Source organism: Klebsiella sp. BIGb0132, from assembly GCF_024810075.1.
GTDB classification, from domain to species: Bacteria; Pseudomonadota; Gammaproteobacteria; order Enterobacterales; family Enterobacteriaceae; genus Klebsiella; species Klebsiella terrigena.
Genome location: NZ_JANUDW010000001.1, coordinates 1,452,042 through 1,473,011 on the forward strand (window position 1 = coordinate 1,452,042; position 20,970 = coordinate 1,473,011).

22 protein-coding genes and 1 tRNA gene are annotated in these 20,970 nt (G+C 57.1%); 9 read left to right on the forward strand and 14 right to left on the reverse strand.

The window, feature by feature from the left end:
• Window positions 1-200: 200 nt before the first annotated feature.
• Window positions 201-1,658, forward strand: coding sequence for a cytosol nonspecific dipeptidase (gene pepD / locus M2416_RS06725; protein ID WP_076948110.1), 1,458 nt, complete (start codon window positions 201-203; stop codon window positions 1,656-1,658).
• A 92-nt stretch (window positions 1,659-1,750) separates the two neighbouring features.
• Here the strand turns inward: pepD and M2416_RS06730 are convergent, their stop codons facing one another.
• The 9 genes from M2416_RS06730 to M2416_RS06770 all read right to left on the reverse strand — a co-directional run bounded on the left by M2416_RS06730 (window position 1,751) and on the right by M2416_RS06770 (window position 9,451).
• Window positions 1,751-2,194 carry a GNAT family N-acetyltransferase gene (locus tag M2416_RS06730; protein WP_259222880.1) on the reverse strand — a complete coding sequence of 148 codons (444 nt, stop codon included), beginning with the start codon at window positions 2,192-2,194 and terminating at the stop codon, window positions 1,751-1,753.
• 5 nt (window positions 2,195-2,199) lie between these two features.
• Window positions 2,200-3,255, reverse strand: a complete 1,056-nt coding sequence (dinB, locus tag M2416_RS06735) for a DNA polymerase IV (protein WP_123550940.1) — start codon at window positions 3,253-3,255, stop codon at window positions 2,200-2,202.
• 136 nt (window positions 3,256-3,391) lie between these two features.
• Window positions 3,392-3,607: a (Na+)-NQR maturation NqrM gene (gene nqrM / locus M2416_RS06740; protein ID WP_041147525.1), complete on the reverse strand. Its 216-nt coding sequence runs from the start codon at window positions 3,605-3,607 to the stop codon at window positions 3,392-3,394.
• A gap of 2 nt (window positions 3,608-3,609) precedes the next feature.
• Window positions 3,610-4,833 carry an NADH:ubiquinone reductase (Na(+)-transporting) subunit F gene (nqrF, locus tag M2416_RS06745; RefSeq protein ID WP_259222832.1) on the reverse strand — a complete coding sequence of 408 codons (1,224 nt, stop codon included), beginning with the start codon at window positions 4,831-4,833 and terminating at the stop codon, window positions 3,610-3,612.
• 11 nt (window positions 4,834-4,844) lie between these two features.
• Window positions 4,845-5,444: an NADH:ubiquinone reductase (Na(+)-transporting) subunit E gene (gene nqrE / locus M2416_RS06750; RefSeq protein ID WP_041144176.1), complete on the reverse strand. Its 600-nt coding sequence runs from the start codon at window positions 5,442-5,444 to the stop codon at window positions 4,845-4,847.
• 3 nt (window positions 5,445-5,447) lie between these two features.
• A complete protein-coding gene (locus tag M2416_RS06755; RefSeq protein WP_041144175.1) occupies window positions 5,448-6,086 on the reverse strand; it encodes an NADH:ubiquinone reductase (Na(+)-transporting) subunit D in 639 nt (212 codons plus the stop codon).
• Window positions 6,079-6,873, reverse strand: a complete 795-nt coding sequence (locus M2416_RS06760) for a Na(+)-translocating NADH-quinone reductase subunit C (RefSeq protein ID WP_259222833.1) — start codon at window positions 6,871-6,873, stop codon at window positions 6,079-6,081. The genes M2416_RS06755 and M2416_RS06760 overlap by 8 nt, the downstream gene beginning before the upstream one ends.
• Window positions 6,866-8,104 (reverse strand): NADH:ubiquinone reductase (Na(+)-transporting) subunit B, encoded by a 1,239-nt coding sequence (locus M2416_RS06765; protein WP_259222835.1) that lies wholly within the window; start codon window positions 8,102-8,104, stop codon window positions 6,866-6,868. The genes M2416_RS06760 and M2416_RS06765 overlap by 8 nt, the downstream gene beginning before the upstream one ends.
• A gap of 3 nt (window positions 8,105-8,107) precedes the next feature.
• Window positions 8,108-9,451, reverse strand: a complete 1,344-nt coding sequence (locus tag M2416_RS06770) for a Na(+)-translocating NADH-quinone reductase subunit A (protein WP_041144172.1) — start codon at window positions 9,449-9,451, stop codon at window positions 8,108-8,110.
• A gap of 412 nt (window positions 9,452-9,863) precedes the next feature.
• Between M2416_RS06770 and dpaA the strand changes: the two genes are divergently transcribed.
• Window positions 9,864-10,604: a peptidoglycan meso-diaminopimelic acid protein amidase gene (gene dpaA / locus M2416_RS06775; RefSeq protein ID WP_041144171.1), complete on the forward strand. Its 741-nt coding sequence runs from the start codon at window positions 9,864-9,866 to the stop codon at window positions 10,602-10,604.
• Here the strand turns inward: dpaA and M2416_RS06780 are convergent.
• On the reverse strand, window positions 10,575-11,342 hold the full coding sequence (locus M2416_RS06780; RefSeq protein ID WP_041144170.1) for a class II glutamine amidotransferase: 768 nt from the start codon (window positions 11,340-11,342) through the stop codon (window positions 10,575-10,577). The two genes, dpaA and M2416_RS06780, sit on opposite strands and share 30 nt — an antisense overlap.
• 151 nt (window positions 11,343-11,493) lie before the next feature.
• Window positions 11,494-12,075 (reverse strand): D-sedoheptulose 7-phosphate isomerase, encoded by a 582-nt coding sequence (gene lpcA, locus M2416_RS06785; RefSeq protein WP_004133848.1) that lies wholly within the window; start codon window positions 12,073-12,075, stop codon window positions 11,494-11,496.
• A gap of 238 nt (window positions 12,076-12,313) precedes the next feature.
• Here lpcA and fadE point away from each other — a divergent pair, with 238 nt between their 5' ends.
• The 5 genes from fadE (at window position 12,314) to M2416_RS06810 (ending at window position 17,908) form a co-directional block, all read left to right on the forward strand.
• Window positions 12,314-14,758 (forward strand): acyl-CoA dehydrogenase FadE, encoded by a 2,445-nt coding sequence (fadE, locus tag M2416_RS06790; RefSeq protein WP_259222838.1) that lies wholly within the window; start codon window positions 12,314-12,316, stop codon window positions 14,756-14,758.
• Between the two features lie 220 nt (window positions 14,759-14,978).
• Complete coding sequence (locus M2416_RS06795) at window positions 14,979-15,749, forward strand: amidohydrolase (RefSeq protein ID WP_259222881.1); 771 nt, start codon at window positions 14,979-14,981, stop codon at window positions 15,747-15,749.
• Between the two features lie 354 nt (window positions 15,750-16,103).
• Window positions 16,104-17,216, forward strand: coding sequence for an AI-2E family transporter (locus M2416_RS06800; RefSeq protein WP_259222839.1), 1,113 nt, complete (start codon window positions 16,104-16,106; stop codon window positions 17,214-17,216).
• Window positions 17,206-17,481 carry a hypothetical protein gene (locus M2416_RS06805; protein WP_259222840.1) on the forward strand — a complete coding sequence of 92 codons (276 nt, stop codon included), beginning with the start codon at window positions 17,206-17,208 and terminating at the stop codon, window positions 17,479-17,481. Before M2416_RS06800 ends, M2416_RS06805 begins: the two co-directional genes overlap by 11 nt.
• A gap of 1 nt (window position 17,482) precedes the next feature.
• Window positions 17,483-17,908, forward strand: a complete 426-nt coding sequence (locus M2416_RS06810) for an ion channel (protein ID WP_123550935.1) — start codon at window positions 17,483-17,485, stop codon at window positions 17,906-17,908.
• A 63-nt stretch (window positions 17,909-17,971) separates the two neighbouring features.
• Here the strand turns inward: M2416_RS06810 and M2416_RS06815 are convergent.
• A tRNA-Asp gene (locus tag M2416_RS06815) sits at window positions 17,972-18,048 on the reverse strand.
• Window positions 18,049-18,182: 134 nt separating this feature from the next.
• Entirely contained in the window at window positions 18,183-18,914 is a 732-nt protein-coding gene (dnaQ, locus tag M2416_RS06820; RefSeq protein ID WP_195709810.1) for a DNA polymerase III subunit epsilon, read from the reverse strand.
• Between dnaQ and rnhA the strand changes: the two genes are divergently transcribed.
• Window positions 18,868-19,446: a ribonuclease HI gene (gene rnhA, locus M2416_RS06825; RefSeq protein ID WP_165973098.1), complete on the forward strand. Its 579-nt coding sequence runs from the start codon at window positions 18,868-18,870 to the stop codon at window positions 19,444-19,446. The two genes, dnaQ and rnhA, sit on opposite strands and share 47 nt — an antisense overlap.
• Here the strand turns inward: rnhA and M2416_RS06830 are convergent.
• Window positions 19,443-20,165, reverse strand: a complete 723-nt coding sequence (locus tag M2416_RS06830) for a class I SAM-dependent methyltransferase (protein ID WP_041144164.1) — start codon at window positions 20,163-20,165, stop codon at window positions 19,443-19,445. The genes rnhA and M2416_RS06830 overlap by 4 nt on opposite strands.
• Window positions 20,166-20,198: 33 nt before the next feature.
• Here M2416_RS06830 and gloB point away from each other — a divergent pair, with 33 nt between their 5' ends.
• Window positions 20,199-20,954, forward strand: a complete 756-nt coding sequence (gloB, locus tag M2416_RS06835) for a hydroxyacylglutathione hydrolase (protein WP_076948103.1) — start codon at window positions 20,199-20,201, stop codon at window positions 20,952-20,954.
• Window positions 20,955-20,970: the final 16 nt, after the last annotated feature.

The window sequence follows — 20,970 nt, forward strand, 5'->3', positions numbered from 1 at the left end:
TGCGCGAGATTATAGAGATCTGAAGCGCTAAAAACCAGTATTAAGCGGCCCTGGCGACGCTTTTTGCGTTGTTTCCACTACCCGTGCGCGTGGAAAGTGGTATTCTCAACCCCACCGCGCAAGCCCTCGCTTGACGTGTATTCTATTGCTAACCCTCGACCTGCAAAAGAATTTTGCAGGCGATCGTAAGGAGACTCATCGTGTCTGAACTGTCTCAATTATCCCCGCAGCCGCTGTGGGATATTTTTGCCAAAATCTGCTCCATTCCCCATCCGTCCTATCACGAAGAACAACTCGCTGAACACATCATGGACTGGGCAAAAGAAAAAGGCTTACACGCAGAACGCGACCAGGTTGGCAACATTCTGATTCGTAAAGCCGCTACCGCCGGGATGGAAAACCGTAAACCGGTCGTGCTGCAGGCGCACCTCGATATGGTGCCGCAGAAAAACAACGACACCGTGCACGACTTTACTAAAGATCCGATTCAGCCGTACATCGACGGCGAGTGGATCAAGGCCCGCGGCACAACCCTGGGCGCCGATAACGGCATCGGTATGGCTTCCGCTCTGGCGGTATTGGCTGACGACGCCGTTGAACACGGCCCGCTGGAAGTGCTGCTGACCATGACTGAAGAAGCCGGGATGGACGGCGCGTTTGGCCTGCAGGCAAACTGGCTACAGGCCGATATCCTGATTAATACCGACTCGGAAGAAGAAGGCGAAATCTACATGGGTTGCGCCGGTGGTATCGACTTCACCTCCAACCTGCCGCTGGCGCGCGAAGCGATTCCGGCCGGTTTCCAGAGCTTTAAGCTGACGTTAAAAGGGCTGAAAGGCGGCCACTCCGGCGGTGAAATCCACGTCGGCCTGGGGAATGCCAACAAGCTGCTGGCCCGCTTCCTCGCCGGTCACGCCGCCGAGCTGGACCTGCGCCTGGTTGATTTCAACGGCGGCACCCTGCGTAACGCCATTCCGCGTGAAGCCTTCGCCACCGTTGCGGTAGCCGCTGACAAGACGGACGCCCTGGCGGCCCTGGTCAATACCTACCAGGAGATCCTTAAAAACGAGCTGGCGGCCAAAGAGAAGAATCTGGTCCTGCTGCTGGATGCCGTTACGACGGATAAAGCCGCGCTGACGGCGCAGTCTCGCGACGGCTTCGTTCGTCTGCTGAACGCCATGCCGAACGGCGTGATCCGTAACTCCGACGTGGCGAAGGGCGTGGTAGAGACCTCCCTCAACGTCGGCGTGGTGACCATGACCGATGATAACGTCGAAATTCACTGCCTGATCCGTTCCCTGATCGACAGCGGTAAAGACTACGTCGTCAGCATGCTGGATTCGTTAGGCAAACTGGCGGGCGCTAAAACCGAAGCCAAAGGCGCTTACCCAGGCTGGCAGCCGGATGCAAACTCACCGGTTATGCATCTGGTCCGCGAAACCTACCAGCGTCTGTTTAACAAAACGCCGAATATCCAGATTATTCACGCCGGTCTGGAGTGCGGTCTGTTCAAGAAGCCGTACCCGGATATGGATATGGTTTCCATTGGGCCGACCATTACCGGACCACACTCTCCGGACGAACAGGTTCATATCGAGAGCGTTGGCCAGTACTGGACCCTGCTGACTGAACTGCTGAAAGCCATTCCGGCAAAATAAGCGGCCAGCCGCAGGTTTGATCTCTCCGGGTTCTCCCGGATGCGGGCGGCGGCCTCGTCGCCCGCGAATCTACACCGGCCACAAGCCGCTCCCTACCTCACCTTCTCCATGCGATAGTTAATAAACGTCTCTCCCCGCGCGACCACCCGCTGCTCTTCAACGACCGTGAAGCCATGACGCGCAAAGCAGGCCCTGGCCGTGATGCTGGCCTCAACCGTCAGCGTCCCCTGCGGAATTTGCCTGAATAGCTCTGCGAGCAACGCCCCGGCAATTCCCTGACGGGCGCGCTCGGGCGCGACAAACAGGAGATCGATATCGCTGCCGATGGCGCTAATAAAGCCGACCGGCTGCCGGTCAATCACCGCCACCAGCACCCGCGAGTCGCGCATTTTTTGCCGCCAGCGCGCCTCATCAACCTGCGCCCAGGCGGCAATTTGCCGTGGCGAATAGTCGCGGCTGGCGGTCTGCCGAATCGCGCGCAGGAAGATGGCGCACAGCGCGGAAAAATCGTCATCCTGGTAATCTCTTATCTGCAGCATAGCTATAGTCCCAGAACCAGCTGCCGCTCCAGCTGGGGATCGAGTAACGTAACGTGCAGCCCCACCAGCCGCACCCCGCGGCCGCCGCGCCGTTCATGCCAGGCTTTGTAGGCCGTGGCGAGCAAATCATCTTTACTCAGGCGCGGCCAGACGTGCTCCTGGGTGGTGAGCTGAAAATCATTAAACTTGAGCTTTACCCCCTGGCGGGCAATCAGCAGATCCGGTTTAACCTTGAGCAGCCGCCGCTCCAGCTCCTGGTAGAGGCTCTCGATAATCGCCTCACAGTCGCCCCACTGGTGAATATCCTCCACCAGCGTACGCTCGACGCCCACCGATTTACGCTGTCGCGTATTGTTGATTTCCCGCTCGTCGATGCCCTGGCTTCTCTCCCACAGGATCCGACCAAATTTGCCGAAGCGCTTGAGCAGCATCGCCAGATCGCTTTTCTGCACATCTTCGCAGGTGCGCAGCCCCATATTTTCCAGCTTAGCCGCGGAGACTTTCCCCACGCCGGGTATTTTCGCCAGCGGCAGGGTTCTGACGAACTCGGCAACCTGGTGCGGCGCAATCACAAACTGGCCGTTGGGTTTATTGAGATCGGAAGCGATTTTGGCGAGAAACTTCACCGGGGCGATACCGGCGGAAGCGGTCAGCTGCAGCTCATGGTGAATGGTCTGGCGGATCTCTTCGGCCATCAGCGTCGCCGAGCCCTGGCAGTGGACGCTGTCGGTGACGTCAAGATAGGCCTCATCAAGCGAGAGGGGTTCAATCAGCGAGGTGTAGCGTGAAAAGATTTCCCGGATATGGGCCGATGCCTCTTTGTAAGCGTCAAAGCGCCCCGGCAGCAGCGTCAGGTGCGGGCAAAGCTTAAGCGCCATCGCCGTTGGCATGGCGCTACGCACGCCAAACTTACGCGCCGGATAGTTGGCGGTACTGATGACGCCCCGCTGAACCCGGCTGCCGCCGATGGCGATGGGAATATCCCGCAACGCCGGGTTATCCCGCATTTCAACCGCGGCAAAGAAGCAGTCCATATCAACATGGATGATTTTGCGCATAGCTAGCCCTCACTGACCACTGGACAAGTATACAGCATAATTCTGCGCAATGAGAAGAGAGGGAAGCCAAAATGCGCTGAGGACAAACCCCGGCGTCGCTGAGCGCGGCCGGGGTTATGAGACAGGCGGGGAGAGGTTACAGGATCCGCTCCTGCTTACGCTGCGCTTCTCGTGCCAGGCGTTTTTTGCGCGCATCGCACGGCTCCGGGCAGTCGCAGACCTTTTCCAGACCCAGCGAGGCGATCCCGCCGCAGCTTCCCTGCAGGCTTTTGCGCTTCACCAGATACCCCAACGACATCCCCAGAATCACCAGGGCGAAAATCACAAAGGTGGCGAAAAACAGAGTCCACATCATCAGCCTCCAAAATCATCCAGCATGATATTGTCATCCTCGACGCCGAGATCCTTGAGCATTTTAATCACCGCGGCGTTCATCACCGGCGGCCCGCACATGTAAAACTCGCAGTCCTCCGGCGCCGGGTGATCGCGCAGATAGTTCTCATATAGCACATTGTGGATGAAGCCGGTGTGACCATCCCAGCTATCTTCCGGCAGCGGATCGGACAGCGCCACGTGGAAGGTAAAGTTAGGATTTTCCCGCGCCAGCTGTTCGAATTCATCGTCGTAGAACATTTCGCGCAGCGAGCGCGCGCCGTACCAGAAGCTGATTTTACGCCCGCTGTGCAGCCGCTTGAGCTGATCGAAAATATGCGAACGCATCGGCGCCATGCCGGCCCCGCCGCCGATAAAGACCATTTCAGCGTCGGTATCTTTGGCAAAGAACTCGCCAAACGGCCCGGAGATGGTCACCCTGTCGCCGGCCTTTAGCGACCAGATATAGGACGACATAATGCCCGGCGGCGCGTCCGGTACCTTCGGCGGCGGCGTGGCAATACGCACGTTGAGCATGATGATGCCCTTCTCGTCCGGGTAGTTAGCCATCGAGTAGGCGCGCAGGGTCGGCTCTTTTACCTCGGAGACGTAGCGGAACAGGTTAAACTTATCCCAGTCGGCGCGGTACTCGTCCGGCACGTCAAAATCGGCGTAGGCGACCTTATGCGACGGGCACTCGATCTGGATATACCCGCCGGCGCGGAACGGCACGACTTCGCCCTCCGGCACGCGCAGCTTCAGCTCTTTGATAAACGTCGCTTTGTTATCATTGGAGATGACCTCGCACTCCCATTTCTTCACGCCGAAGATCTCTTCCGGCAGTTCGATCTTCATGTCCTGCTTTACCGCCACCTGGCAGGCCAGACGGCAGCCCTCTTTCGCCTCGCGCCGGGAGATATGGGAAAGCTCGGTCGGCAGGATATCGCCGCCGCCCTCTTTTATCGTCACCCGGCACTGGCCGCACGAGCCGCCGCCGCCGCAGGCGGAAGAGACGAAAATGCCGTTGTTGGAGAGAGTGTTAAGCAGCTTATCGCCGGCAGGGGTGCGTATTTGCCTGTCCGCCTCGTTGTTAATTTCAATGACCACGTCACCGGCGTTAACCAGCTTTGAACGCGCGGCGAGGATCAGCCCCGAGAGCACCAGCACGATCAGGGTGAACATCACGACGCCAAGAATAATTTCCATACTTTCCGCCCTTATAGCTGCACACCGGAGAATGACATAAAGCCCAGCGCCATCAGTCCCGTGGTAATAAAGGTGATCCCTAACCCGCGCAGACCCGCGGGCACGTTGGCATATTTCATTCTTTCCCGGATGCCCGCCAGGGCGACAATCGCCAGCGTCCAGCCGATGCCGGAACCGAAGCCGTAGACAATGGACTCCGTGAAGTTGTAGTCACGCTGCACCATGAAGGAGACGCCGCCAAAAATCGCGCAGTGCACGGCAATCAGCGGCAGGAAGATCCCCAGCGCGTGATGCAGCGCCGGGAAATACTTATCGAGGATCATCTCGAGGATCTGCACCAAGGCGGCGATAACCCCAATGAAGGTAATAAAGTTGAGGAAGCTTAAATCAACGCCCTCCGCCAGCGCCCCGTCGCGCAGCACCAGGTTATAGATCAGGTTATTGATCGGTACCGCCAGACCAAGCACGATGGTGACCGTCAGGCCAAGACCAAAGGCGGTAGAGACCTTTTTCGAGACCGCAAGGAAGGTACACATCCCGAGGAAGAAGGCCAGCGCCATGTTTTCTACGAATACGGCGCGGACAAACAGACTGATATAGTGAGCCGTCATCGTTTACTCCTTTTCCTGCTGTTCCGGCTTCCAGCTGCGCAGCGCCCAAATCAGCAAACCGATAATGAAGAACGCGCTCGGCGCCAGCAGGAACAGGCCGTTTGGCTGATACCAGCCGCCGTTTTGCACGGTCTCAAGGACGGTCATCCCAAACAGCTTGCCGCTGCCGATAAGCTCGCGCAGAAAGCCGACGATAATCAGAATGGCGCCATAGCCCAGACCGTTACCAATGCCGTCGATAAAGCTGGCCAGCGGCGGTGACTTCATGGCGAATCCTTCCGCTCGTCCCATCACGATGCAGTTGGTGATGATAAGCCCGACGAATACCGACAATTGTCTGGAGGTCTCATAGGCAAAGGCGCGCAGCAGCTGGTCCACCACGATCACCAGCGAGGCGACGATCGTCATCTGCACGATAATGCGCACGCTGTTGGGAATATGGTGGCGGATCATCGAGATAAACATGCTGGAGAAGGCCGTCACCAGCGTGACCGCGACGGTCATCACCAGCGCGGTTTCCAGCTTAGTGGTCACCGCCAGCGCCGAGCAGACTCCCAGCACCTGCAGCGTAATGGGGTTATTAGCCAGCAGCGGCCCCACCAGCACGCGCTTCATCTCTTTCGTATCGCCTGCTTCAGCCATTATTCAGCTCTCCATCACGCACTCTTTTCAGAAACGGGCCGAAGCCCAGCTCGCCCATCCAGAAATCAAAGCTATGCTGCACGCCGTTGGAGGTCAGCGTCGCCCCGGACAGGCCGTCGACGGCATGGATATTTCCCGGGTGCGCCCCGCCCTTCACCACCTTCAGCGCCGGATGGCCGCTATCATCAAGCACCTGCTTGCCGATAAACTGCTGGCGCCAGTTGGGGTTTTCCACCTCACCGCCCAGCCCCGGCGTTTCGCCGTGATCGTAATACGTCAGGCCCTTAATGGTACGGCCATCGGTACCCAGTGCCACGAAGGCGTACATCATCGACCACAGACCGTTGCCGTAAATCGGCAGGATCACTTCCTGAATCTGCTGCTGCTCATCGCGCACCAGATAAATTTCGACAATATTGCTCCGATGCTTGATGCCCGCCGGGTCCTGGCTGACCTCCAGCGAGATGCTTTGCTCAGGATCTTTCAGCGCCTGCGCCTGGTTAAATTTAGCCGGGTCCTTATCCAGCAGCTCGCCGCTGGCTAAATCCACCAGCCGCGGGGAGATACGGGCGGCAAAAACGCTCTCCACCTCATCGGCGCTCATCCTCGGCGTCATCAGCCCGGATACGGCGAGGATATTGCGCTGTTTATCCAGCTCACGCTGCTCCTGCTGCCGAGACTTCAGGCCCACGGCGGAGCCGGCAACCACGATAGAGCAGACCAGGCACAGCACCAGCACCACCAGCAGCGTTTTGCCAATGCTATCGTTACCTTTATTCTCAGCCACGCGACTTCCTCCGCTTAATATTGGCCTGCACCACCAGGTAATCGAACAGCGGCGCAAAAAGGTTGGAAAAGAGAATGGCCAGCATCATCCCTTCCGGATAGGCCGGGTTGACCACGCGGATCAGCACGCACATCACGCCGATAAGCAGGCCATAGCTCCATTTGCCCTTATCGGTAAACGAGGCGGATACCGGGTCCGTCGCCATAAACATCATGCCGAAGGCAAAGCCGCCGAGCACCAGATGCCAGTACCACGGCATGGCGAACAGCGGGTTGGTGTCCGAGCCGATAAAGTTAAACAGCGTCGCGGTCGCCACCATGCCGATCGCCACCCCGGCAACGATGCGCCAGGAGGCTACGCGGCTGAAGATAAGAATCGCCCCGCCGATCAGGATCATCAGCGTTGAGACCTCGCCAATCGAGCCGGGAATGTTGCCGAGGAAGGCGTCCAGCCAGCTCACCGGCTGGCCGCTGGCCACGTTTACCAGCGCTTCACCGCCGCCGCTCGCCCACTGGGAGAGCGGCGTCGCGCCGGAAAAGCCGTCCGCGGCGGTCCATACCAGGTCGCCAGAAATCTGCGCCGGGTAGGCAAAGAACAGGAACGCGCGCCCTGCCAGCGCCGGGTTAAGGAAGTTACGCCCGGTGCCGCCAAAAATCTCTTTGGCGATAACCACGCCGAAAGAGATGCCCAGCGCGGCCTGCCACAGCGGCAGCGTGGGTGGGACAATCAGCGCGAAAAGAATTGAGGTGACGAAAAAGCCCTCGTTGATTTCATGCTTGCGCACGATGGCAAAGAGCACCTCCCAGAACCCCCCGACGATAAATACGGTGATATAGATTGGCAGGAAGTACACCGCGCCGAGGGTCATCATGCTTATCCAGCCCGCATCCGCGGCGAAGCTTACCCCCAGCCACTGCGCAAGGCCGTAGTGCCAGTCGCTGGCAATAATCTGCTGCAGCTGCTCTGCGCCATACAGCTTGTGCAGCGCCGGGAGCGTTTGCAGGCCAACGTTATACATGCCCCAGAACATCGCCGGGAACACGGCGAGCCACACCAGGATCATCATTCGCTTCAGATCGATGGCATCACGCACGTGAGCGGCTCCCCGCGTCACCTGACCGGGAGTGTAAAATAGCGTCGCCGTCGCTTCGAACAGCGGGTAGTATTTTTCCAGCCTGCCGCCGTGCGTGAAGTGCGGCTCAATTTTGTCAAACAGCTGCTTTAAGCCCATGACCTATCCTTCCTGCTCAATCTGGGTTAGCACGCTGCGCAGCGCCGGCCCATATTCATATTTGCCGGGGCACACGTAGGTGCACAGCGCGAGATCTTCCTCATCCAGCTCCAGACAGCCCAGCGCCTGCGCGCTTTCGCTATCGCCCGCCAGCAGATCGCGCAGCAGTACGGTGGGGAGAATGTCCAGCGGCATCACTCTTTCGTAGTTGCCAATCGGCACCATCGCCCGCTCGCCGCCGTGGGTATCGGTCGAAAAGTTGAAAAGCTTATGCTTCAGGAAGTGCCCTACGGTGGTTCGGGTGATGGAGAATTTATCTTTCCCCGGCATCACCCAGCCAAACAGCTCTTTGTCGCGCCCCTCTTTAACCACGCTCACCTGCAGGTGGAAACGGCCGAGAAAAGCACGCGGGCCAAAGGCGTGGGTGCCGCTCAGCACCGAGCCGGAAATCACCCGGTTTTCGCCGTCCGCGAGCCCGTCCGCCAGCAGCTCATCCAGGCTGGCGCCGCAGCAGGTTTGCACCAGCCGCGGCGCCTTGACCTGCGGGCCGCCAAGCGCAATAACGCGCTCGCTGTAGAGCTCCCCGTCAAGGAACAGCCGCCCGATGGCGATAACCTCCTGATAGTTCAGGTGCCAGACCTGTTTTGTCAGGCTCACCGGTTCGAGGAAGTGGATGTGGGTTCCCGCCAGCCCCGCCGGATGCGGGCCTGCGAACTGGTTAAAGGTAATCTGCCCTGAACGATGGCCGCCCAGCTTACCGCCGCTGGCCTGGCAGACGTGGATTTTGCCGTCGGTGAGGCTGGTCAGCAGCGTAAGACCGGCGTCAAAGGCCTCGCGCTGGGCGAGGATAATGGGCTGAGGATCGGCGGCCAGCGGGTTGGTATCAATTGCGGTGACGAAAATCGCCGCCGGCACGCTGCCCGGCGCCGGCGTTTTGCTGAAAGGCCGGGTGCGCAGCGCCGTCCACTGGCCGGAGGCCAGCAGCTGACGCTGTACGACCTCACGCGACAGTCCGGCAAGCTCGTCCGGCGCATAGCGGGGAAACTGCACCGCGTCGCTGCCCTCGACATCAATCACCACCGACTGCAGTACCCGGCGTTCCCCGCGGTGAACCGCACTGATAACCCCGCTCGCAGGCGCGGTAAAATGGACGCCAGGGTTCTTTTTATCTTCGAACAGCGGCTGGCCTTTCTGCACCCGGTCGCCTTCCTGAACCGCCATTGAGGGGCGCATACCGACGTACTCCTCGCCCAACAGCGCAACGCGTTTGACTGCAATCTGAGAAGTCGTCTGCTGTATTGGCATGCCAGCTATGGGCAAATCAAGCCCTTTTTTTATTTTAATCATATCGTTAGCAGGTGTCCGTAATCTAAACCCCGGCTTAAGGCCGCGGCCAGCAACATTGATGGAAAGTCAGAGAAAGAAAGGAAAAGCGAAGGTCCTGCTCATTCGCAAGACGGGGGAGAAGCATCCTTTCTTACCCTGGTGACTAAGCACCACAAGTGTAACATTTTGTGAGCGGTTGCTGTAGGTAAACCCCGTTACGCGGCTCTAAAATGCGAGCTATTGCGCAAAGTTCTGACTGCGCTTTGCCGCTGGATTCGTTATAAAGGACAACTAAATTGTAAACGCGATACGCCGCGCTTGCGAAAAATTGCCGTGATGCTAATGTGAGCGCTCTAAATCCAGAAAACTCTGATTTTGGGTCTCTCTTGCCGTCCTGGCAATGTGGTTTTTGTTTTATCAAGGAACAAGCAGTATGCGCAAAATCGCATTATTTATTGCGATGCTTCTGTTGCCGTGCGTTTCATTTGCTGGGCTTCTCAGCAATAACAGCTCGACGACGCCGGTTAGCAAAGAATACAAACAGCAATTGATGGGTTCGCCGGTCTATATTGAGATCTTTAAAGAGGAGCGAACGCTCGATCTTTACGTCAAAATGGGCGAAACCTGGCAACTTCTCGACAGCTACCGGATCTGTAACTACTCCGGCGGGCTAGGACCCAAGCAGCGTCAGGGCGATTTCAAGAGTCCGGAAGGATTTTACAACGTTGCGCGTAGCCAGCTAAAACCGGACAGCCGCTTCTATAAAGCCATTAATATCGGCTTCCCAAACGCCTACGATCGCGCGCATGGCTATGAAGGTAAATACCTGATGATCCACGGTGCCTGCGTCTCTGTCGGCTGCTATGCCATGACCGATACCGGCATTGATGAAATTTTCCAGTTCGTGACCGGCGCGCTGGTGTTTGGCCAGTCAAACGTGCAGGTCAGCATTTATCCTTTCCGTATGACCAACGCCAACATGGAGCGCCACAAGTACTCCTACTACGCGGACTTCTGGAAACAGCTGAAGCCAGGCTACGACTATTTCCAGCAAACCCACAAGCCACCGGTTATCTCGGTAACGGACGGCCGCTACGTGGTCAGCAAGCCGCTTAGCCATGAAGTTATTCAGCCGCAGCTGGCGTCAAACTACACGGTCCCCCAGGCAAAATAACGCCCACTCGCCCGGCATGATCTTATTCCAGGTCTCATTGCCGGTTAGCGGCTGAGTGGCGATAACGGAGACCACATCGTTCGGTGTGGTCTCGCGTTGAAAGTCGATTTCCACATCCTGATCCAGCAGCGTCGCTACGCCAAACGGCGCCCGCCGCGTAATCCAGTACAGGTTCGTCGAGCAGTACGCCATCACGTAACGCCCGTCGGAGAGCAGCATGTTAAAGACCCCCTTCTCCCGCAGCTCGCCCGCCAGCTCAGCGATATAGCTGAAGACTTCAGGCATCGAGTCAGGGGTGCGGGGATAGCGCTCGGTCAGACGGTGCAGCAGCCAGCAGAAGGCCTTTTCGCTGTCGGTTTCGCCGACCGGATGAAGATTTCCCGTATCGAGAGTCTCATATCCTTCCAGCTGGCCGTTATGGGCGTAGGTCCAGTTGCGTCCCCACAGTTCGCGGGTAAAGGGATGCGTATTTTCCAGCGCCACGATGCCGCGATTAGCCTGGCGAATATGGGCGATGACCGAGCAGGATTTGATGGGATAGTCCTGCACCAGCTTAGCGATGGGCGATTGAAAGCTGGGCTGCGGATCTTTGAAGGTGCGACAGCCTTTGCCTTCATAGAAGGTGATGCCCCAGCCGTCTTTATGCGGCCCGGTGCCGCCACCGCGCTGAACCAGCCCGGTAAAGCTAAAGCAAATATCTGTTGGCACATTCGCGCTCATCCCGAGCAGTTCGCACATATCTCACCTCATACCACACGGCTTAAATACCAAAGGCGTTACTACGTCAGCCAGCCTGAACGCGGCCAGCGCGCAAAAACCGGATCGTACCTTAGGTACGCAAGGAGATTGAGCGCTGCCCGGGGTTCAACACCGCCAGCAATACGGCCTGTTAAGCTTTAACCATCTCTTTTTCGATCAGCATAATCAGAATATGAATCACTTTAATGTGAATTTCCTGAATACGGTCGGCATAGCCGAAATGCGGCACGCGAATTTCAACATCGGCGGAGCCGGCCATTTTACCGCCGTCTTTACCGGTCAGGGTGATCACCTTCATCCCCTGCGCGCGGGCGGCCTCGATCGCTTTGATAACGTTACCTGAGTTACCGGAGGTAGAAATCCCCAGCAGCACGTCACCGGTGCGGCCAACCGACTCAACGTAGCGGGAGAAAACGTACTCATAGCCAAAATCATTGCTGACGCAGGAAAGGTGGCTGACGTCTGAAATCGCAATGGCCGGGTAGCCCGGACGGTTTTCACGATAGCGCCCGGTCAGCTCTTCGGCGAAATGCATCGCATCGCAGTGGGAACCGCCGTTACCGCAGGAAAGGACTTTACCGCCCGCCTTAAAGCTATCTGCCAGCAGCACCGCGGCACGCTGGATCGCGTGAATATTGGCTTCGTCCTGCAGAAAGTTAGCCAGCGTTTCCGCTGCTTCGTTCAGTTCGTTACGAATAAGATCCTGGTACATGAGGATAATCCTTCAGTATTGGTGGAATAACCCTGGCAGTGTACCGGATAGCCGCTAAAGCGAGAAGCAGCAGGCGCGGTAATCCCCTGAGGTTTTGCTTTTACGTGCCGCATTTACGTACAACAATGTGAGCAAGGTTGTAATTATTTTGTAAACACATTGCTAAAACAAATTACATCCACTACAACCATATCATCACAAGTGGTCAGACCTCCTACAAGACAGGGAGCATTTCGTTATGATGATTTTGAGTATTGTTGCAACCGTTGTTCTACTCGGTGCGCTCTTCTATCACCGAATCAATCTCCTGCTCAGCAGCGCGATTTTGCTCGCCTGGACCGCCGCGCTTAGCGTGGCCGGGCTGTGGAATATCTGGCTGCTGCTGCCGTTAGCGATCGTCCTGCTGCAGTTTAACTTTGCGCCGATGCGTAAATCTATTTTTTCAGCGCCCGCGTTCCGCGCATTCCGCAAGGTGATGCCGCCGATGTCGCGGACGGAAAAAGAGGCTATCGATGCGGGTACTACCTGGTGGGAAGGCGATCTGTTTCGCGGTAACCCGGACTGGCAGAAGCTGCATAACTATCCGCAGCCGCGCCTGACTGCTGAAGAGCAGGCGTTTATCGACGGCCCGGTGGAAGAAGCCTGCCGCATGGCGAACGATTTTGAAATTACCCACGAAATGGCCGACCTGCCTCCGCAGCTGTGGGCCTATCTGAAAGAGCATCGCTTCTTTGCGATGATCATTAAGAAAGAGTACGGCGGTCTGGAGTTCTCCGCCTACGCTCAGTCCCGCGTGCTGCAAAAAATGTCCGGCGTTTCCGGTATCCTGGCGATTACCGTGGGCGTACCTAACTCTTTAGGCCCGGGCGAGTTGCTGCAGCATTACGGCACCGATGAACAGAAAAATCACTATCTGCCGCGCCTCGCGCGTGGTCAGGAGATCCCCTGCTTTGCGCTGACCAGCCCGGAAGCGGGCTCCGACGCCGGCGCCATTCCGGATACCGGCGTAGTGTGCATGGGCGAGTGGCAGGGCGAACAGGTTCTGGGCATGCGCCTGACCTGGAACAAGCGCTACATTACCCTGGCGCCCATCGCCACCGTACTGGGGCTGGCGTTTAAACTCTCCGACCCCGATCGCCTGCTGGGAGGAGAAGAGGAGCTGGGCATCACCTGCGCGCTGATCCCAACCTCAACGCCTGGGGTTGAAATTGGCCGCCGCCACTTCCCGCTTAACGTACCGTTCCAGAACGGGCCGACCCAGGGTAAAGATATCTTTGTCCCAATCGACTACATCATCGGCGGCCCAACGATGGCCGGCCAGGGCTGGCGGATGCTGGTGGAGTGCCTCTCCGTCGGTCGCGGGATCACCCTGCCGTCAAACGCTACCGGCGGCCTGAAGTCCGTGGCGATGGCCACCGGCGCCTACGCCCATATTCGCCGCCAGTTCAAGATCTCCATCGGTAAAATGGAAGGCATCGAAGAGCCGCTGGCGCGTATTGCGGGTAACGCCTACGTGATGGACGCCGCCGCGTCGCTGATTACCTACGGCATCATGCTGGGCGAGAAGCCGGCGGTTCTGTCAGCAATCGTGAAATATCATTGCACCCACCGCGGCCAGCGTTCAATCATCGACGCAATGGATATCACCGGCGGGAAAGGCATCATGCTGGGCGAAGGCAACTTCCTCGCCCGCGCCTATCAAGGGGCGCCGATCGCCATCACCGTCGAAGGCGCCAACATTCTGACCCGCAGCATGATGATCTTCGGTCAGGGCGCAATTCGCTGTCATCCGTACGTGCTGGACGAAATGGCCGCCGCGCAGAACAACGACGTTGACGCTTTCGACAAACTGCTGTTCAAACACATCGGTCACGTCGGCAGCAATAAGGTCCGTAGCTTCTGGCTGGGCCTGACCCGCGGGCTGACCAGCAGCACGCCAACCCGCGACGCGACCCGCCGTTACTACCAGCATATGAACCGCCTGAGCGCGAACCTGGCGCTGCTGTCCGACGTCTCAATGGCGGTGCTGGGCGGCAGCCTGAAGCGTCGGGAGCGTATTTCCGCACGACTGGGCGACGTTTTAAGCCAGCTGTACCTCGCCTCTGCGGTACTGAAACGCTATGACGATGAGGGGCGTAACGAAGCCGACCTGCCGCTGGTTCACTGGGGCGTTCAGGATGCGCTGTATCAGGCAGAGCAGGCCATCGACGACCTGCTGAAAAACTTCCCGAACCGCTTTGTCGCCGGCGTCATGCGCGTTGCCATCTTCCCGACCGGCCGCCACTACGACGCGCCGTCCGATAAGCTGGACCATAAGGTCGCCAAAATCCTGCAGATCCCGAGCGCAACGCGTTCGCGCATTGGCCGCGGCCAGTACCTGACCCCGAGCGAGCACAACCCGGTAGGTCTGCTGGAAGAAGCGCTGCTGGACGTCATGGCTGCCGACCCGATTCATCAGCGTATCTGTAAGGAGCTGGGCAAAAATCTGCCGTTTACGCGTCTTGATGAGCTGGCCCGCAATGCGCTGGCGAAAGGGTTAATCAATCAGGAAGAAGCCACCGTGCTTACCCGAGCGGAGACCAGCCGCCTACGCAGCATCAACGTTGATGACTTCGCCCCGGATGAGCTGGCCACCCGGCCGGTAAAGCTGCCGGAGAAGGTCCGCAAGATTGAAGCCGCCTGAATAATAAAATAGCCACATCACGATCGGGGCGGGGGTTTTCCTCCGCCTCTTTTTTGCCCCGCTTTGCTCCCTCTACTCTCTCTGCCCCCTCTGCCCTCTGGCTGCGCACAAATCGTTTCCAGCATTAGCATTTTTTTAACAAAATATTCCGCTGACTATCCAGAGACTGATATGGTGTTAAAGTGACTATAACAGCCTAATGATAATGGAGTTGACCACCGTGCCTGGCCTGAAAATTACGCTACTGCAACAACCGCTGGTGTGGATGGACGGTCCCGCCAACCTGCGCCATTTCGATCGCCAGCTGGAAGGCGTCAGCGGGCGCGACCTGATTGTTTTGCCTGAAATGTTCACCACCGGCTTCGCGATGGAAGCCGCTCAGCAGTCGCTGCCGCAGGGAGAGGTCATTGACTGGATGCGGGAGAAAGCGCTGCAGACCAATGCCCTTATCGCGGGTAGCGCGGCGCTACAAACCGAACGCGGCCCGGTTAACCGCTTCCTGCTGGTGGAGCCCGGCGGTAAAACCCATTTTTATGACAAGCGACACCTGTTCCGGATGGCCGAAGAGCATCATCATTATACGGCCGGCAACGAGCGGGTCGTTTTCGAGTGGCGCGGCTGGCGGATCCTGCCGCTGGTTTGCTACGACCTGCGCTTCCCGGTGTGGTCACGCAACCATAACGATTACGATTTAGCGCTGTACGTGGCCAACTGGCCGGCGCCGCGCTCGCTGCACTGGCAGTCGCTGCTGGTCGCCCGGGCCATTGAAAACCAGGCCTACGTCGCCGGCTGTAATCGAGTCGGTACCGACGGTAATGGCCACCACTATCGGGGCGACAGCCGCATTATCAGCCCGCAGGGAGAGATTCTGGCAACGGCAGAGCCGCATCAGGCCACGCGACTCGATGCGGAGCTGTCGCTCACCACCCTCAACGAGTATCGCGAAAAATTCCCCGCCTGGCAGGATGCCGATCCGTTTAGCCTGAATTAATTCCCCGCCCCCTCGTCATCGAGGGGGACGCTCTTCCGCCTCGTTAGCACGACGCTGCTGAATACGCGGGCAATAAATTTACGCCCCCACCAGCATCTTGTTTTCCTTTATTATTTATTTCGCCCTAAGCCCCAGGGCATTCCCGTGCAGAGGCCTTCCCTGAGGATAAATAATATTTTTCTGGCAGGATTATTTTCTGTTCTACACTAATAAAATGGATAAAATTCAACAATAACGAGAACGGTTTTCAAATAACTTTCAGCAACTTTTAAACGATTCCATCTCAAATACTGGCCTGGTTTGTAAAACTGGCCGGAGCGGTTGCGTGCGCATCCTCAGCGAGAACAAACCATCATGGAAAATGATAATCTGCTTATTGTTGAAAAAAGACTGGTTGCCCGTTTTATGGATATGTTCATTCGGTTTGGGCTTATCCTGGCATTAGCCTCCTTCTGCTATACCGTATTTTCTCCGTTCCTGAATATGATGCTCTGGGCCGTTATTCTGGCGGTCACGCTCTATCCGCTCCATCAATATTTTGCCGCCCGGCTCGGCGGAAAACAGGGCTGGGCCTCCACAATACTGGTGTTGCTTGGCATTCTGCTGATCGTGGCGCCGACGGTGCTAATGATAAGCTCTCTGGGAGAGAGCGTCAGCGCGCTGATTGATAAGATGAGCGGCCGCAGCTTCGCCATTCCCCCACCGTCAGCCCATATCGCCACGATCCCCGTCGTCGGGGAGAAGATCAGCGCCCTATGGCTAAAAGCGTCGATGGATTTACCCGGGCTGATAAACAGCTACCGCACCCAGCTCGGTGAAATCGCCAGGCAGGTGCTGGGCATTCTGGCCAGCATGGGCGGCGGACTCATCGGCTTTATCCTCTCCTTCATCGTTGCGGGCATTATGATGGCCTGGGGTAGCGCTGGCGCCAACAGCGCGAGGCGGATTGCGATTCGTATCACCGATGAGAAGAAAGGCCTGACCTTAACCCGGATCTGTACCAGCACCATTCGCGCCGTCGCGCAGGGCGTTATCGGCGTTGCGCTTATTCAGGCGCTGCTGGTCGGCATCATCATGATTATCGCCGGGATCCCGGCGGTCGGGATCTTCTTTATCCTGGCGCTGATCCTCGGGATCGCCCAAATCCCCGTCATTCTGGTGACCGCCCCGGCAATCGCGCTGATGTGGAGTATCGGCGACCACGGCACCGGAATGAACGTCCTCTACTCTATTGTGCTGATCGTGGCCGGCATGGCCGATAACGTCCTTAAGCCGCTGATGCTCGGGCGCGGCGTTGACGCGCCGATGCCGGTAGTCCTGCTGGGCGCATTAGGCGGCATGGCGACCAGCGGCATTCTTGGGATGTTTATCGGGGCAACCCTGCTTTCCATCGGTTATCGTATTTTTATGACCTGGGTCGACGAGGGCCAGGCCCACGCCAGCCCAGGCGCCAAAGATGCGCAATGAGGGGAGAGCCGAGCGCTTTCTGCCGATCGGCAGCGCCTGCCAGCCGCTACTCTCCCGCTTTCTGAAGCAACGCCTGGATAACCGGCCCGATCCTGTTTGGTCCAGCCATCTGGACAGCGCCTCCGGCAAAGACGTGTGGATCGCCGTCGCGATGCGCTGCGCGTTATTCATCGCCATCGCGCTGTACGGCTGGGCCTGGATCGCCATCTTTGAACGCTGGCGCATCCTCTCTCCCACTTCGACAGAACCCTCTCCCGGAGGCTAACATGCTGCTACCGCTGCTGGCGGGAGTGCCGATTATCCTGTGCAATATGCTTCTGCAGTCGATTGTTTCAGTGTGGTGTATCCGCTTTTACATCAGACGGTTTCGCAGTAAAGAAGGCTTTACTGCCGGCGTGCTGGCGCTTTTTGGCACCATCATGATTATCCTGATGGGGAACCTGCTGCAGATTCTGCTGTGGGCCGGGCTTTTCTTGTGGCTGGGAGAGTTTCGCGTACTGCTGGATGCGGTTTACCATTCGGGCGTTAATTTCGCCACCTTAGGCTATGGCGATATCGTGATGAGCGCCAGGTGGAAGCTTCTCGGCCCGCTGGAAGCGGTCAACGGCGCGCTGATGATTGGCCTCTCCGGGGCATGCATGCTGGCTGTTTTGCAGCATCATATCCGCAAGCAATTGAAATATATGAAATGAATAAGATGGCGTCGCTAAAACGACGAAAGCCTGAATCATTACTGATTCAGGCTTTCTGAATAGTGGCGGAACGGACGGGACTCGAACCCGCGACCCCCTGCGTGACAGGCAGGTATTCTAACCGACTGAACTACCGCTCCACTTTCACTGTTCCCTTGGGAACGAGGCGAATATTACGGATTACCGCTAACTCCGTCAACGCTTTTTCTTCACTTTTGAACCATTTGCTGTAAAAATCGCCCACCCGCCTATTTTTACAGCGTATTACGGCGTATCAGCTCCGCCACAGGCAGCTTCCGCCTTTCTTTTGCACCAAATCGAGCCGCGATTCATGGTTTAACAGCTCGTCATCAGAGGCGTAAACGACGCGCAGCCTGCTGGCCGCCCGAACAACGCGCTGTATTCCCATCTCTCCTGCCTGCATCTGCCCTTCGCCTTCCGTCGAAAATGCCAGCGTCGTCTGGCCGCCGGTCATCATCAGATAGACATCGGCCAGAATCTGGGCATCGAGCAACGCCCCGTGCAGCGTTCGCTTGCTGTTATCTATTTCATAACGTGAGCACAGCGCATCGAGGCTGTTACGCTTGCCGGGGAACATTTTCCGCGCCAGCGCCAGGCTATCGGTGACCTTGCAGAAGGTATTGGTTTTGGGAATATCGCGCTTGAGCTTGGCGAACTCATAGTCCATAAAGCCGATATCGAACGATGCGTTATGGATGACCAATTCCGCCCCGCGGATATAGTCCATAAACTCATCGGCGACCTCAGCAAACACCGGCTTATCCATCAGAAACTCATCGGCAATCCCGTGAACGCCAAAGGCTTCAGGGTCCACCAGCCGGTCCGGCTTGAGATAAACGTGGAAGTTATTCCCGGTGAGGCGGCGGTTGATCACCTCCACCGCACCAATCTCGATGATTTTATGTCCTTCGTAATGCGCACCGAGCTGGTTCATACCAGTGGTTTCAGTATCGAGAACAATCTGTCGCGTAATTGCAGTGCTCATATCAGTCATTTATGTCAGACTTGCCGTTTACATATCGATGTCAATTACAGGAAGTCTACCAGAGATGCTTAAACAGGTAGAAATTTTCACCGACGGTTCATGCCTGGGAAATCCAGGACCCGGCGGCTACGGCGCTATTTTACGCTATCGCGGGAAGGAAAAAATCTTTAGCGAAGGCTATAACCTCACGACCAACAACCGCATGGAGATGATGGCGGCCATCGTTGCGCTGGAAGCGCTGAAAGAGCAGTGTGAAGTCGTCCTTAGCACCGACAGTCAGTACGTGCGTCAGGGGATCACCCAGTGGATCCACAACTGGAAAAAGCGCGGCTGGAAAACGGCGGATAAAAAGCCGGTCAAAAATGTGGATCTGTGGCAGCGCCTGGACATCGCGCTTGGTCAGCACCAGATTAAGTGGGAGTGGGTCAAAGGACACGCCGGTCATCCGGAAAACGAACGCTGCGACGAGCTGGCTCGCGCTGCCGCCTCCAGCCCTACCCAGGACGATGTCGGTTACCAGCCGGAACGTTAGTTCTGCCCGTTTCGCGACTGTCGCGTGGCCCCTACCGTCTGACGCAGCCGGGTCTTCGCTTTTCCCGACTTCAGCGGATTGAGCGTGAGCGGGATCGTGCGCTTGCGGGCAACAATCAGCTGCAGGCAGCCCAGCGCCGGCAGGTGGGTACTGAGCATCTTGCCGCCGTGTCGGGACCAGGGCAGCACCTGATAACGGCCGTAGTGCAGCACCTCAAAATTGAGCAGCGCCAGCCAGTCCAGCTGGCGCGTTAGCGTAAACATCCGACTGCTGTACGGCACCGTTTTACGCAATACCGGCATCAGCTTGCGCAGGCCCATCAGGCTCACGGGGTTAAACCCGGTCATAATTATCCAGCCGTCATCAATCAGCACCCTGTCGGCTTCGCGCAGCAGGCGGTGGGGATCGCTACACCAGGGCAAGGTATGCGCCAGCAGGCAGGCGTCAACCGACTTTTCGGCAAAAGGCAGATGGAGGGGATCGGCCTGAACCTGAATCGGCGTGCCCTGAAGCGAAACGTTCACCTGATGCGAGATAGCGCAGGATTCGGTATTGATTTCCGCGCTCAGATTGCCAATCTTAAGTAAATGAAAGCCATATAGCTTAGCCAGCCACGGTTTCATCTGCCGCTCCAGCGATTCGCGATAGTATTCGCCCCAGGGCATACTGGACCAATGCTCTGGCGCTGTGACTATCTGAGATATCCTTGCCGGCTTCATCGCAACCTTCCGCTACGCTTTTAGGGGTAATAAATGAATCTTATCAGCATTCCTGCATTTCAGGACAACTACATCTGGGTTCTTAGCGCGGATAACGGCCGCTGTTTGATCGTCGATCCTGGCGAAGCGGCGCCCGTGCTGGCCGCTATCGCGGAGCACGGCTGGCAGCCGGAGGCCATTTTTCTCACCCACCACCACCACGATCACGTTGGCGGCGTGAAACAACTGTGCGAAAAATTCCCCGACATCGTGGTTTACGGACCGGCAGAAACCCAGGATAAGGGAACGACGCGTCTCGTTGCCGACGGCGATCGGGTCGTTGTTTTAGGCCACGAATTTTCTATTTTCTCTACGCCAGGTCACACTTTAGGACACATCTGTTTCTACAGTGAACCTTATCTATTTTGTGGCGATACAATGTTTTCCGGCGGCTGTGGCAGACTCTTCGAAGGGACGGCGGAGCAGATGTATCAATCATTTAAGAAAATAGCGGCGCTCCCAGACGATACGCTGGTATGTTGCGCACACGAGTATACTTTAGCAAATATGAAGTTTGCTCTGAGTATCCTGCCACAGGATATGGCTATAAATGATTACTACCATAAAGTTAATGAGTTACGTGCAAAAAACCAAATGACACTACCGGTAATTCTCAAAAATGAGCGCCGTATAAATTTATTTTTACGCACGGATGATGATGATTTAATTAAAGAAATATCCAAAGAAACAAATTTGCAACACTCTGCACAGCGATTCGCGTGGTTAAGGTCAAAGAAAGATGACTTCTGACATTTAACTCTTGTCA